Annotated in this window: 11 protein-coding genes; 4 read left to right on the top strand and 7 right to left on the bottom strand. The window is 58.0% G+C overall.

The genetic code is table 11. The annotated features are described in order from the left end of the window. Nucleotides 1-26: 26 nt before the first annotated feature. Complete coding sequence (locus AC1D13_RS04150) at nucleotides 27-6,704, bottom strand: calcium-binding protein (RefSeq protein ID WP_477688996.1); 6,678 nt, start codon at nucleotides 6,702-6,704, stop codon at nucleotides 27-29. Further along, nucleotides 6,704-7,636 carry a hypothetical protein gene (locus AC1D13_RS04145; RefSeq protein ID WP_477688995.1) on the bottom strand — a complete coding sequence of 311 codons (933 nt, stop codon included), beginning with the start codon at nucleotides 7,634-7,636 and terminating at the stop codon, nucleotides 6,704-6,706. Before AC1D13_RS04145 ends, AC1D13_RS04150 begins: the two co-directional genes overlap by 1 nt. A gap of 902 nt (nucleotides 7,637-8,538) precedes the next feature. Here AC1D13_RS04145 and AC1D13_RS04140 point away from each other — a divergent pair. Beyond that, nucleotides 8,539-8,778, top strand: a complete 240-nt coding sequence (locus AC1D13_RS04140) for a hypothetical protein (protein ID WP_477688994.1) — start codon at nucleotides 8,539-8,541, stop codon at nucleotides 8,776-8,778. A gap of 134 nt (nucleotides 8,779-8,912) precedes the next feature. Here the strand turns inward: AC1D13_RS04140 and AC1D13_RS04135 are convergent, their stop codons facing one another. Further along, nucleotides 8,913-9,848 (bottom strand): LysR family transcriptional regulator, encoded by a 936-nt coding sequence (locus tag AC1D13_RS04135; RefSeq protein WP_477688993.1) that lies wholly within the window; start codon nucleotides 9,846-9,848, stop codon nucleotides 8,913-8,915. A gap of 149 nt (nucleotides 9,849-9,997) precedes the next feature. On the opposite strand from AC1D13_RS04135, the gene AC1D13_RS04130 reads away from it, so the two are divergent. Then, nucleotides 9,998-10,402 carry a RidA family protein gene (locus tag AC1D13_RS04130; RefSeq protein ID WP_477667171.1) on the top strand — a complete coding sequence of 135 codons (405 nt, stop codon included), beginning with the start codon at nucleotides 9,998-10,000 and terminating at the stop codon, nucleotides 10,400-10,402. Nucleotides 10,403-10,411: 9 nt separating this feature from the next. Here the strand turns inward: AC1D13_RS04130 and AC1D13_RS04125 are convergent, their stop codons facing one another. Both AC1D13_RS04125 and AC1D13_RS04120 read right to left on the bottom strand, forming a co-directional pair. Then, nucleotides 10,412-10,621, bottom strand: a complete 210-nt coding sequence (locus AC1D13_RS04125; RefSeq protein ID WP_431096799.1) for a DUF3820 family protein — start codon at nucleotides 10,619-10,621, stop codon at nucleotides 10,412-10,414. Nucleotides 10,622-10,629: 8 nt separating this feature from the next. After that, the gene (locus AC1D13_RS04120) at nucleotides 10,630-10,989 is read right to left on the bottom strand and encodes a translation initiation factor Sui1 (protein ID WP_477688992.1); all 360 of its coding nucleotides are present in this window, start codon (nucleotides 10,987-10,989) and stop codon (nucleotides 10,630-10,632) included. A 264-nt stretch (nucleotides 10,990-11,253) separates the two neighbouring features. On the opposite strand from AC1D13_RS04120, the gene AC1D13_RS04115 reads away from it, so the two are divergent. Then, nucleotides 11,254-12,024 (top strand): DUF2726 domain-containing protein, encoded by a 771-nt coding sequence (locus tag AC1D13_RS04115; RefSeq protein ID WP_477688991.1) that lies wholly within the window; start codon nucleotides 11,254-11,256, stop codon nucleotides 12,022-12,024. A gap of 26 nt (nucleotides 12,025-12,050) precedes the next feature. On the opposite strand, the gene AC1D13_RS04110 is transcribed toward AC1D13_RS04115, so the two are convergent. Both AC1D13_RS04110 and AC1D13_RS04105 read right to left on the bottom strand, forming a co-directional pair. Continuing rightward, nucleotides 12,051-12,701 (bottom strand): FHA domain-containing protein, encoded by a 651-nt coding sequence (locus AC1D13_RS04110; protein WP_457278741.1) that lies wholly within the window; start codon nucleotides 12,699-12,701, stop codon nucleotides 12,051-12,053. A 117-nt stretch (nucleotides 12,702-12,818) separates the two neighbouring features. Then, a complete protein-coding gene (locus AC1D13_RS04105; protein ID WP_477667167.1) occupies nucleotides 12,819-13,268 on the bottom strand; it encodes a surface-adhesin E family protein in 450 nt (149 codons plus the stop codon). A 256-nt stretch (nucleotides 13,269-13,524) separates the two neighbouring features. Between AC1D13_RS04105 and AC1D13_RS04100 the strand changes: the two genes are divergently transcribed. After that, nucleotides 13,525-13,737, top strand: a complete 213-nt coding sequence (locus AC1D13_RS04100) for a CsbD family protein (protein WP_457278743.1) — start codon at nucleotides 13,525-13,527, stop codon at nucleotides 13,735-13,737. Nucleotides 13,738-13,862 lie beyond the last annotated feature (125 nt).

Below are 13,862 nucleotides of genomic sequence, written 5' to 3'. Positions count from 1 at the left end.
ACTCCCTGCATTCAAACAGGCATCTTCTACTGCCAGTTTGCAGCAATGACCGGTGACAAGTTTGTTTGATAGCCAGCCGGCAATGTGGTCTCACCTGCCGCCGGTGGCGAGAACGCCGCCATTGCATCAACCAGGTTCTGCACCTGACTGTCCAGCAAACGAGTCCCGTTGGCCAGCTCAAATATTTCCACATGGTTGCCGGCGCCCTGGTACCAGTTGGTGACAGCCACTTTGTCCGTTGTGCCTATGACAGAGACCTCCAGATTGAGCCCTACCTGCTGAAACCAGAGCTGGTCGGCAGCAACGCTGGCGTCAAACCTCAAGGTGTCGGTCACACCCGCAGTGGCATCTGTGTCTGTGAGGACGTCAGCGCCGTCACCCCGCGCAAACAGGTAGGTATCAGCGCCTGAGCCACCAAAAAGCTGGTCATTTCCAGTGCCCCCCGTCAAGGTGTCGTTGCCCCCCAGGCCGCGGAGAATATCGTTGCCGGCCAACCCATTGAGCGTATCTGCCGAGGTATTGTTGCCAATCAGACTGTCCGCGCCGGTCGTAGCTGTCCCGAGGATGCCCCCGTTCAACAAAATGGCATCGATGTCTGCAGGCCTCCACACCGTGCCATCGCCGAACGCGATTTCCTCAACGGACCAGGGTGTCACCGAGTTGTTGGCCAGGTAGTTGCTCACCGTCAGGGTGTCGGTCGTCCCCGTGATTCTCAAAACGAGATTGTTCCCGCTGCGAGTTACCGTGATACCGGTAGGTGTAATACCCGCGTCAAATTCAATCCGATCAATGTTTCCCGCGGTCCCATCGTTGTCATAAATGGTGTCCTGGCCGCCGCCCACTCCGAAGCGATAGATGTCGTTGCCCGTGCCGGTGTAGACGCCGTTCCAGGTGTCATAGATTCCGCCCGCCAGGATGTCGTTGCCCGATCCGCCCACCAGAATGTCGTTACCGGCGCCGCCTTGCAAGGTGTCACCATCGGCACCACCATTGAGTGTGTCGTTGCCGTTGCCTCCACTCAGGGAGTCGCCGCCGGCCTCGCCCAGCAGCATGTCGTTGCCGTCTTCCCCGTTGAGGGTGTCGACGCCATTGCCGCCGTACAACGTGTCGTTGCCGGCCCGGGCGCTGATGGTGTCATTGCCGTCATTCCCCACGAGCACATCATCGGAGGCATAGCCGGTCAGGGTGTCATTGCCTGAGCCGCCCGTCAGCGCCATCAGCTTCACATTTGCAACTGACCAGACCGTGTTGACATCATCAGTGAAGCGGATCTCTTCAACGGCCCAGCCTCCGGCTCCATCCCCGCTGAAATAGCCGTTAACCGTAATCTGGTCGGCGGTGCCTTGAATCTTCAGGACCAGGCTGTCGCCCGATCGCGAAGCCAGCACGCTGGCGGGCAGGATTCCAGCCTTGAAGACGATCTTGTCGACAACGCCAGCGGTGCCGTCGTTGTCGTAGATCGTGTCCTGGCCATCGCCCAAGCCGAACAGGTAGGTGTCGCTGCCCGCGCCGTTGTAATTGCCGTTCCAGGTGTCGTACACCCCTCCGGCCAGGATGTCATTGCCGGCACCACCCTCCAGGGTGTCATTGCCTGATCCGCCTTGCAAGGTGTCCACATCGGCTCCGCCATTGAGCGTGTCGTTGCCGTTACCGCCGCTCAGGGAATCACCACCGGCCTCGCCCAGGAGCACGTCGTTGCCGTCCTCCCCGTTGAGGGTGTCGGCGCCATTACCGCCGTACAGCGTATCGTTTCCGGCCCGGGCGCTGATGGTGTCATTGCCGTCATTGCCCACGAGCACGTCGTCGGTGGCGTAGCCCGTCAGGGTGTCATTACCGGCCGTACCGACCAGAGCCATCACCTTCACATTGGCAATCGACCAGACCGTGTTGACATCATCGGCGAAACGGATCTCTTCCACCGCCCAGCCGCCGGTGCCGTCCCCATTGAAATAGCCATTGACCGATATCTGGTCGCTGGTGCCGATGATTTTGAGCACAAGAATATCGCCGGAACGGGAAACCAGGACATCTCCGGGGAGCACCCCGGCTTTGAAGATGATCTTGTCAATGACGCCAGCAGTGGAGTCGTTGTCGGAGATCGTGTCCTGTCCATCACCTCGCCCGAACAGATAGGTGTCGCTGCCGGTTCCGGTGTAAACACCATTCCAGGTGTCGTACACCCCGCCGGCCAGAATGTCGTTACCCGACCCGCCATCCAGGGTGTCGTTCCCGGCACCTCCTTGCAGTGTGTCGACATCGGCACCGCCGTTCAAGATATCGTTGCCGTTGCCTCCGTTCAGGGAGTCGCCGCCTGCCTCACCCAGAAGCAGGTCGTTGCCGTCTTCTCCGTTAAGCGTGTCCGCGCCATTGCCGCCGTACAGCGTGTCGTTGCCGCCACGACCACTCATGGTGTCATTGCCATCGTTGCCCGCCATCACGTCGTCGGTGGCATAGCCAATCAGCGTGTCATTGCCAGCGCCGCCCACAAGCGCCGCCATGTTCTTGACGTTGGCCACAGACCAGACCGCATTGACGTCATCAGTGAAGCGAATTTCTTCGATGGCCCAGCCGCCGGCGCCATCCCCATTGAAATAGCCGCTCACCGATATCTGATCGCCGGTGCCGATGATTTTGAGCACCAGGGTATCGCCAGAGCGGGAAACCAGGACATCCCCCGGGAGAACTCCGGCTTTGAAAATGATCTTGTCAATGACACCTGCGGTCGTGTCGTTGTCGGCGATCGTGTCCTGCCCGTCCCCGCGCCCAAACAGGTAGGTGTCGCTGCCTGTGCCGGTGTAGACACCATTCCAGGTGTCGTACACGCCGCCGCCCAGCAGATCATTGCCGGCCCCGCCTTCCAGGATGTCGTTACCCGACCCGCCCTGCAATGTGTCGCCATCGGCGCCTCCGCTCAGCGTATCGTTGCCGTTGCCACCGCTCAGGGAATCACCGCCGGCGTCACCCAGAAGCAGGTCGTCGCCATCTTCCCCGCTGAGGGTGTCGGCGCCATTACCGCCGTACAACGTGTCGTTGCCAGCCCGGCCGCTGATGGTGTCGTTGCCATCATTGCCCACGATCACGTCATCTGTGCCGTAGCCGATCAGTGCATCGTTGCCGGCACTGCCGACAAGGGCCATTGTCCTGACGTCGGAAACCGTCCATACCGTATTCAGGTCGTCCGCAAAACGGATTTCTTCCACGGCCCAGCCGCCAGTACCGTCTCCATTGAAATAACCGTTGATTGTTACCTGGTCGCTGGTACCCTGGATCTTCAGAACCAGGCTGTCACCCGAGCGCGAGATCAACACGCTGCCTGGCAAGATGCCAGCCTTGAAGACGATCTTGTCGACGGCACCGGCCGTCGTGTCGTTGTCGGCGATCGTGTCCTGGCCGTCGCCCAAGCCGAACATATAGGTGTCGCTTCCCGCTCCGTTGTAGTTGCCGTTCCAGGTGTCGTACACCCCGCCGCCCAGCAGGTCGTTACCGGCTCCGCCTTCCAGGACGTCGTCGCCGGCGCCACCTTGCAGCGTATCGTTGTCAGCCCCACCCAACAGGGTGTCAACACCGTTGCCTCCGATCAGGGAATCCGCACCGGCATCGCCCAGGATCAGGTCGTTGCCATCTTCACCGCTGAGAGTGTCAGCGCCATTGCCGCCATACAGTGTGTCATTGCCTGCCCGGGCGCTGATGGTGTCGTTGCCGTCATTGCCCACGATCACGTCATCGGTGGCGTAGCCGGTCAGGGCATCATTGCCGGCACTGCCTACAAGGGCCATAGTCTTGACGTCTGTCACTGTCCAAACCGTGTTCAGATCATCGGCGAAGCGAATCTCTTCGATGGCCCAACCGCCCGCACCGTCTCCATTGAAATAGCCGTTGACCGTTACCTGGTCACTGGTGCCCTGGATAGCCAGGATAAGGCTGTCGCCCGAGCGCGAGATCAACACGCTGACCGGCAGGATGCCTGCTTTGAAAACGATCTTGTCGACGACGCCAACAGTGGTGTCGTTGTCGACGATCGTGTCCTGACCATCGCCCAGGCCGAACATATAGGTGTCGCTGCCCGCACCGTCGTAATTGCCGTTCCAGGTGTCGTATACCCCTCCACCCAACACGTCGTTGCCGGCGCCTCCATCCAGGACGTCGTCACCCGCACCGCCCTGCAAGATGTCCCCGTCGGCGCCACCATTGAGTGTGTCGTTGCCATTGCCGCCGATCAGGGAATCAGCACCGACGCCGCCCTCCAGTACGTCGTTGCCGTTGCCGCCGCTGAGCGAGTCGGCTCCGGCTTCTCCATTCAATACGTCATTGCCATCGTTGCCGGTCACGGTGTCATTGCCTTCTCCGGCATTGATCGTGTCGTCGGTGGCATAACCCTGAAGCGTGTCGTTGTCCGCAGTTCCAAGCAAGGCAAACGCCTTCATGGTGGCAATATCCCAGACCGTCGCCGGATCGTCGACAAACTGAATCTGCTCAATCGCCCAACCTCCAGCGCCATCCCCGCTGAAATAGCCGTTAACTGTTATCTGGTCGCTGGTTCCCTGAATTTTCAGCACCAGGCTGTCGCCAGAGCGGGAGATCAGCACGCTGTCAGGCGAAATTCCTGACTTGAAAACAATCGTGTCGATGGCTCCGGCGGTGGCGTCCTGGTCAACAATTGTGTCCTGCCCATCACCCAGGCCAAACAGATAGGTATCGCTGCCCGCGCCGTTGTAGTTGCCGTTCCAGGTGTCGTACACGCCACCGGCCAGGATGTCGTTGCCGGCGCCCCCTTCGAGCACGTCGTCGCCGGATCCACCCTGCAATAGATCACTTCCTGCACCGCCGTCCAGCCAGTCACCGTCGGCGCCGGCACTGAAAGTATTTGCAGAGGCATCTCCCAAATAAATATCGGAACGGCTGCTTCCGCTGGTTGCCAGCCCCGAATACACATCCAACGATGCGAGCTCCCCCCTTAACGGTGAGTCCACGGCCAAAACATCAATCCAGTTGCGCAACATTGATATTCCGCCAAACCCGACAGCAGATAGTGCTCCGGCCGTATAGTGGTGAAGCTCAACCAGGTCGATAAGTGCGTTGCGTTCATCTGCGGCTCTATGGTTTGTAAGCGCAGTAGTTAGTCCAGTCGTGTTAAACGAAATTCCAGTCTCACTAATAGACAATCCAATGCCGTCCAGGTAGGGCTTGAGCCTCGTCTGCACTACCAGTGCGGCATAAACACTTTCCTTGAGCGCGCTATAGGCTTGTTGCAACAGGTCTACCTGTGCGGCCGGCGGACTGACGATGTAGTGGTACACCACGTTTCCAGTATTCGGATCGGTGTTGCTGCTGATGGCAAACCCCGCTGGGCGAGGCCCACCATTTTCATCGCCGTAAAAACGGCTGCCATTGAACGCCTCGAGCACATAGATAAGGTTCTTGTACTCGGCTTCAGTCACGCCGGTCGGCAAGTTGTAGGTCACGTTGGCATTGAGGCCGTAAAGCACGCCATGCGAATAGGTAGAGGTGTTAGCCCACAGATTGACAAGGTTATCAAGCTGGCTGCGCTGGCCATCACGGGTAGGAGTAGTTGCAAAGGTCTGCAGGGCATTGGCGAAGTCGCTGTCCAGGCTAGCTGCGGCCCGCATATTTCGCACCATGCCGGAGCCATCCATCTGCGGCAATGCCTGGGCCTGCTCGGTGATAGGAACAGGGTTGCCGGCTTCATCCACCACTTCGGGTGGGAACTCGGTAAAGAAGTTATTGGTCTCGAGGTCGATCGCACCGACGGTGTGCGTCTGACCGTTCTGAGTGAACGTCGTGCTCAGGGCAACAGTGTTGTTGTTGATCACCTGCCCCGCTTGTGGGCCTGTGCTGCTGCCGTTGACACCAATGCTGGTGATGTTGAGCTCGGACAGGGTCTTGACCTCTCCACTTTGGGTAATGCCATCTTGATTGGCGTCTTGCCATATCTTGAGTTCCACATATGCGGCATCTGCATTGGTGATGAACCCATCGCCGTTGGCATCCAGGTCACGCAACGCATCGAAGCCGTCAGCAGCCAATGTGCTGTTGCTTTTGATGGTGTCTACACCAAAGAGCTCACGACCTGTGTCTATCGTGCCGTTGCCATTGAGATCGCGAACCAGGAAACCGTCATCCGGCCTGGCCCAGCCGGTGCCGGTTTTGATACCGTCGGCGTTGTGGTCAAAAAGGGTAGCGCCGCTGGCGCCTGCCAACTCCAGACCATCGCCATCTAAATCTAGAACAAGAGGATCGCGACGCAGAACAAAGTTGCGGGCGTCGTTAAAGCGTCGACTGGTGTCAGAGCCAACATCCTGCCCTGGCCACGGCATGCCTGTAAAAGGATCACCGTCCGGCAAGGGAACAGGGCTGCCATCACGATTTGGAATATCAATAAATTTTCTTTTAAAGTAAAACGCTATCCACGCGTGCTCAGCGGAGATGGGGTCTGCAACGCCCGTCATTGGCGTTCGTAAAAGACCTTCCAAATCGGCCATCAGCTTTTCATCAACTTCAGTGATTTTCCTCCAGTAATCTGCTGGATCACCAGTCTGAGCTTCCCAATATCCTCTATCGTGATCTTTAAAGGTTTGATCTAGCGGATCCGTTGCCGGATACGACCAATCCGGCTGCTCCCCGGGTTGGATATCCCTACCGCCCGACCAATAACGGCCACCCCAATTACCATAGAAAAATCCCATTACAAGTTCTCCTTATGTTTACTAAGATTTGCGCAAATCCCACTACCAAGACCAAGCAAAACCAACATCGGCCTGCCTTGACTACTTTGTGCGCCAACTATCAGCGCATTTTTTCCATCAGAAGTAATAGAAATGTTTCCCACCCACCGAGGAAGATCGTTGACCTCGCAGCTTTCCGAACCGGATACTCGCATCACTTTAAAAAAATAACCGTCTTTATCCAGGTAGCGATTTAGCTGCAAACAAGTTCCAACAACACGATCGCAAACCAGGCTCGTAGTGTCTGGCTTAACGTATCTCTTTACATCGGGTTTCTCGCCGTTGGGAAATTCAAACAGTCGAATTTTTTTATCTCCAGCGGCGTCAGTGACGATAAAAAAACCAGATTCGTTGACCAAGCTCACGTTGCTGTATGGCGGGCCAAACTCTTCCCCCACTTTTATTGGTATTCCTTCAGATTTAATCATCAGCCAATGATGAATCGGGTAACCATCGGGTGTTGTTCTAGCCACCGCTTGGACTAGATATTTTCCAAAAGAAATTTCTTTGGGGAATGACAGCCCGCCACCGGAACGGTATAGCTCTGTTAGTTTCTGTCCGTCGTCAAGACTCAGTTTCGCAAGCATGCTTTGCTCACCTTGGCGGTAGGTAATCAACAGGCTATTTTCCGAATCCATGAAACCATATGAATTGATGCCGGAAGGGACAGAGAGCTTTGTCCAATCTGATGTGCCACTTTTTTTGATTTTTAGTGCGGCAATTCCGGTCTCAAACGTTAATAGCGCAAGAGTTGAACCATCTGGGCTTATTTTTGCGTCATATGGGAAGTTAGATCGAGTGGTGTTGCACGCGGAAAAAAATAATAGAAGGCAAGTTATCGTGCACAGTCGGATCAAATACTTTGAAAAATACTTGGGTGTGTTGTCTCTCATGCCGTCTTTCTCATATCTTTACTACTTTTCGGTGGATCAAACTTAAAGGTTACTTAAACAAATGGCGACTCGCTGTGGTTTTCTGTAGCTATCAATTTGCGCCGACAGAGTAGAAATAGCTGTGAGATTCGTTTTCAGGACGCAGGAATTACGATCTTTCCGAGACCCTTTTCACAGGAAAATTTTTCCGGTATTCGATGCAAGAGCAAGTCATTTAAATTCGCTATCTTCCTCTCAAACTCTCACTACCCGCCCGCTGAATCGAGTTCAGCAATATTCAATCCCACGTCACTGCCCGGTCTTGATATCCGCAGTCATGTTTATGCCGGATACCAGCTGAATCATCTTTCCGTCAATGTCGATCTGCTTAGTCTTCAGGGCCGGTACCACCGGGAAAAATCGTGCCGGGCTTTTTTGTCATGGACCGCATCGACCGTCACTCGGTCAACCAAGGCTCGAACAATGGGCACCCGCAGCATTCAAATTTTGGAAGCTGTATCAGGGCAAGCGGATCTTTTTCGGTCGCGTACCCGGCTTATCAGTCGTCCCTCTACTCATAACCTCCCTTCTCATTTTTATTTAGCTCGGCGACACTAAGCGAACAGATTGAACCAGATGTTGTGAATTTGTAAGCCGTCCACAGAAGTGCGAGCGATTAGCAAATCAATCTACGCGAATCAAATGACAATTTGAAGTGACACCCCTGTCACATATAACAGGGTGGCCGGGTAAACACCGACGCGCCCACAACGCCTTGAACAATTTAGTTCTAAGCTACACGATGGAAAAATCTATCGGGATCAAAAAATTTGTGATTTCTGACCACTCCATCCACGCAATGCAACACTCATTCAAATCTCGATAGATGAGCAATGCATCCATATCCAATCAAGGAGGTTTCGATGACGGCCACTCTTCGTCAAGCCCTGGTTCATATGCGCTCAGGCCAATGGAACGAGGCACACGGTATCGTGCAAAGTGATCAATCGCATTTGGCCGCCTGGCTGCACGGCATCCTGCATATTCAGGAGGGCGACCTGGGAAATGCGGAGTACTGGTACGGCCAGGCAAATCGGGATTTCCACAGCCGTGGAACAGTCGATGAAGAGCTGGAACGTTTCGAATCGGAGTTACCTGAATAGAGGCCTGCCAGATTAAAGGTGGCCGCTTTTAAATCGAAACCTAACCCACCTGGGTCATGCGCCTCGCCGGTTTGAAAGCCGGAGAACCACGGGTGATACCTTGTTTCGGCTACTCATAAATACCCTTGATCACTTCAGATCGGGGGGGTTCCATCTCGGCCGGCAACAGGCGCATGCTGCGCCATCAGCCCGGCTACCCATTCGATGAACACCCGCAGTTTGGCGCTGACATGCCGGTTCGGCGCAAAGGCTACGTACAGGGGCATCGGGTCAAGGCGCCAGCCCTTGAACAGGGGTACCAGTTCGCCGCCAGCCAGGTGCCCCTTCGCCATGTAGTCCGGCAGCCAGAGGACTCCCAGGCCCGCCAGCCCGGCCGCGAGGTAGGCATTGCCGTCATCGAATGCGAACAGGTGGCGGCCTTGCACCTTGATGCTCTCGCCCTTGCAGTGCATGGCGTACGGAAAAGCCTTGCCGGTGCGCGCCCACAGGAACCCCACGATGCGGTGATGTGTGTCTTCCAGCTCTCGCGGGTGCAACGGTGTGCCCGAGCGCTCCAGATAGGCCGGGGCGGCGTACACCCCCAACTGCAGGTCACCCACCTTGCGGGCCATCAGCGACTGATCGGTTAGCTCGCCGCCGCGCACGACGCAGTCCACGTTGTCGCCGATCAGGTCCACCATACGGTCGCTGACACCCATGTCGAGCTGAATCTCAGGGTAGCGCGCATGAAATTCCGGCAAGGCCGGCACCAGGATCATGCGGGCCAGGGGGCTGGGTACATCGACCCGCAGCCGACCCCTGGGCGACGCTGACGCACTGGACAGGCTGGTCTCGGCATCGTCCACTTCGGCCAGGACGCGCACCACCCGCTCATAGTAGGCAGCGCCATCGGCAGTGACATTGACCTTGCGTGTGGTCCGGTTGAGCAGCTTGACCCGCAGCCGCGCTTCCAGCTGCTGCACCAGCTGTGTCACGCTGGTCTTGCTCATGTGGAGTGTCTCGGCCGCCTTGGTGAAGCTGCCTGCTTCCACCACGCGGGCGAATGCCTGCATAGCATCGAAACGGTCCATCTCTGCTCCAGATACGGTGACGTTGATGATTGTTTGGATTTTACGAACAGTGATGGTTAGCCTTGCCTGTTTATCCGAAAGGCACAGCCTTTTAAAGTTCTTTCATCGTTAACCACGGGCCGGCGACGGCCCATATGAAGGACATTTTTATGACCAAGCGTGAAGTCGTTTTTCCACCGGGGCGCCAGGCCCTCTATGAACGCAACCGGTATTCGCCGGCGGTGAAGTCCAACGGCTTCCTGTTCGTTTCAGGGCAGGTGGGCAGCCGCGAAGACGGATCCCCCGAGCCCGACCTGGAGGCTCAGGTCCGGCTCGCCTTCGACAACCTGAACGCCATCCTCAAGGCCGCAGGCTGCACCTTCGACGACGTGGTCGACGTCACCGTCTTCATGGTGGATCCGGAATCGGTGTTCGAGACAGCCTGGAAAGTGGTGCCCGACTACTGGGGCAACGCACCGCACCCTACGCTGACGGGTGTCGGCGTGACCTGGCTATATGGCTTTCAGTTTGAGATCAAGGTGATTGCAAAGCTTCCAGAGTCTCGCGGTGATTGAGTGACTTGACTACCGCCGCAGCGGGTCCAGCAGCGGCTTCAACCCGTTGTGGTCGATCTCCTGCATCAACTGCAGCAGGCGGCCGATTTCGCCTTTGGGAAAACCTTCGCGGGCGAACCAGTTAAGGTAGTTGCCAGGCAGGTCGGCGATCAGGGTGCCCTTGTGTTTGCCGAAAGGCATTTCGCGGGTCACCAGCAGCTGGAGGTCTTCGGGTTTCATGCCTAACCCTAACCGCCTGCCCGCTTGGGCGCGTAGCCCTGTTTTTGCAGGGCCTGCATGACGGTGTCGCAATGGTCGCCCTGCACTTCAATGATTCCGTCTTTGGCCGTGCCCCCCGAACCACAGGCGGCTTTGAGCTGTTTGCCCAATTGCGCCAGGGCCAGCGCGTCCAGCGGCAGGCCCTTGATGACGGTGACAGTTTTTCCGCCGCGGCCTTTGCTTTCACGCATGACGCGCACCACACCGTCGCCCTTGGGTGTTGCCTGCTGCTTGCACGTGCACGCGGACACCGGCTGGCGGCAGCCAGGGCACATGCGTCCCGCGTCGGTGGAATACACGAGGCCGCCGCTGGCAGGGGGTTTCTTCATGAAGTTTAAGAAAGGGGGATGCGTGGGAAGCGGCTCCGGCCGGGTAACACCACAGCGTGGTCACCACGGCCGGGTCAGCACGGTTTAATACGAACGTTCACAAATGTTCTGGGTCATATTGCCGAAAAATGAAAAATGTACCTTATAAACACGGCTGGGATTTTCAGCCAGCGCCGCGCAGCCACTCAGGGTCATACACCCACATCACAACAGGCAGCGCATCGGCCCGGCAAGTCAACGCAGCACCAGCACCAGGACAGCACCATGACCGGCACCTCTTTTCTGATCGGCTTCTTTATCTTTGTGGGCAGCGTAGCCCTGGGGGCGCTGGGCTATGAACGCTGGCTCTCGCATGTGGTGTCGGCCCGCAAGAAGGTGGCGCGCAACCACGCGCTGCGCCGCAAGCCGCTCACCAGCCGCGACGAGCTCGCGGTGTGGCGCTGGCTGGCAGACATTTTTCCGGACCACCATGTATTGATCAAGGTGCCCTTTACCGGCTTTATTGAACCCAACAGCCGCGGCGGCGACGCGCACTGGCAGGCGCTACTGAGCACCGTGAGCTTTGCCTGCGCCGTGGCCGACCGCAAAGGCGCTGTGCTGGGTTGCGTCGATGTGCTGGGGCGCGGCGAGCAGGCAGACCGCAAGCATGCTTTCAAGCGCGAGCTGCTGGGCCGCGCCGGCATTCCCTACTGGATTGTGGACAGCCAGCGGCGGCCCGAGGCCACGCTGCTGCGTGAAAAGTTCACCGGCGCTGCCGCCACGCAGGCGGCGATCAAAAAGACGCCACGCTCAGCCATGCCCCGCAAACCCGTCACCGCGCTGGAGCAGCGCCGCCTGTCACGCGTGTCCAACAACGCATCGGACCTGACCCGCACCGGCATGACGCCGCTGCATCTGAAGTCCACGCTCAAGCTGAAGGCACTGGCACGGGCCTTTGCCTGGCGCCTGGCCGGTGAGCCGCCTTCTTACAGGCCACGGAGTTCGCGCAGGCCCATGGGCTTTCCCACCACCAGCATCAGCAACTCGACCATCTGAGCGAGCCTGCACGCCGCCCGGCCCGCTCAGGCTTCGGCGCTCTTGAGCAAAAACTCCATCTCGGTTCCGGCCAGGTTCAGTATGTCGTGGTGGGCCAGCGGAATCGCTTTCATGCCGATCGGTTTGCCGTTGCAGGTCGGCGGCTTTTCGCCGTCCATGTGCGCCACGTAGTAGCCGTCGCGCCGGTGCGATATCGACACCACGGCCACACCGGGCTGCCCGAAGGTGGTAACGGCCTTGACCACCGGCACCTCCAGCCCCGCTGACGAACCCGACAACACCTTCAGGCTCGCGTGCATCGTGCCGCTGGTGCCGGGCAGGCCCATCGCGTCCAGCGCCATGGCGGTGGTTTGATGTTCGCGCGGAGCCTCTTCTTCATGCCGCGAGGTGGCCAGGTACTGGATGCGGAAGTTGCCGATATTGATGATGTCGTTGTCGTGCAGCAGCTCACGCGACTTGACCATGTGGCCGTTGAGGTAGGTGCCGTTGGTGCTGCCCAGGTCTTCAAGGTACACGTCCGCAAGGCCTTTCAGCAGGAACACGCAGTGCTCGCCGCTGACCACCAGGTTGTCGAAGATGATGTCGTTGTAGGGCCTGCGGCCCAGCGTGGTGCGGTCGTTCGTCAGGTACACGTGCTTGATTTCGACGCCTTCGACCGTTGCAATGAGTTGCGGCATGCAAGACCCTTCTTCAAGATAGTCGCCGGAGCCCCATGCGTAAGCGACAAACCATCGTAGCCCGAGCGCCCTAAAGGCACAAGCGGGGCACAACCCGCCAGCGCCGCAACATGGTCGCTAATTGGTGGTAATTTTGCCGGTTTCGCATGCAGCGCGAATGATGCGCTGGGTCGGGTTGGGCGTCACGTCGCGGAACTCCATGGGGCGCACCACTTCGTTGGGGTAAGTCACTGTTTTGTACGGCTCACCCTTCCACAGGGGCTGCACGTAAAACGCCAGCGTGACGTACTTGGCGCTCTTGTCAGCGCAGTCAAACAACACGGTGGAAACATACGAACGGTAAGGCACGCCGTCCCAGCTGGTGCGTTGCAGCGCGCGGCTTACGCGTACCTGCATGGCCCGCATGTCGCCGTTGGCGGCAATGGGGGTCGGGTCTACCTCAATGGTGTTGACGGCCGGGTCAGCCGGGTCACCCATCACGGTAAACCATGTGGTGGGGGCGGCTGGCGCGCCCCACAGGGAAGCCCCGGACACCAGGGTCCCTAAAACGATGGCTAATTTCTTCATATGACTTTTTTCTTCCTTCCTCCACTGCACGGTCACTTCAAAGCACAGTCCATTGTCTGCAATGCCAGTTTAATCCTGACGCAACGAACGTTCTGTTGCAACTGTTTCCCGACCCGTAGCAGGCGCGCGTCGAAAGGCCCTGTAGGCACACACCCACACGGCTATGGGCCCGATGCCTTCGGCGCGGTCTGGGCCGGCGGGCTATCTTGAACTGCATGGAATTTTCCATGACGCAACTCTCTGAAAGGTACATCCCATGAACAAAGACCAGGTCAAAGGCAAGATCAAGGAAGTTGCCGGTGAAGTGCAGGAACACACCGGCAAGCTGGTCGGCAATGCCGAGCAGCAGGCCAAGGGCCACGCCCGTGAATTCCAGGGCAAGGCACAAAAGGCCGCCGGCGACGCACGTGAGAACGCAGAAGACATCCAGAAGGATCTGGACAAAGACCGCGACCCCCTGGGTCGCTAAGCAGCACTGAACGCTGCAAACCCACCATCGGCCGGCTCTTCCCGGCCGTTTTTTTGCGCGCAAATCGCCGCGTACACCAGCCATTGGCTGACGCGTTCAGGCGCGTTGGCTGATAGCCGGCGGCC

It is taken from the genome of Polaromonas sp. P1_E12 (assembly GCF_056405975.1).
Note: the sequence above shows the minus strand (reverse complement) of the source record. Positions and strands in the feature narration are given on the sequence as shown.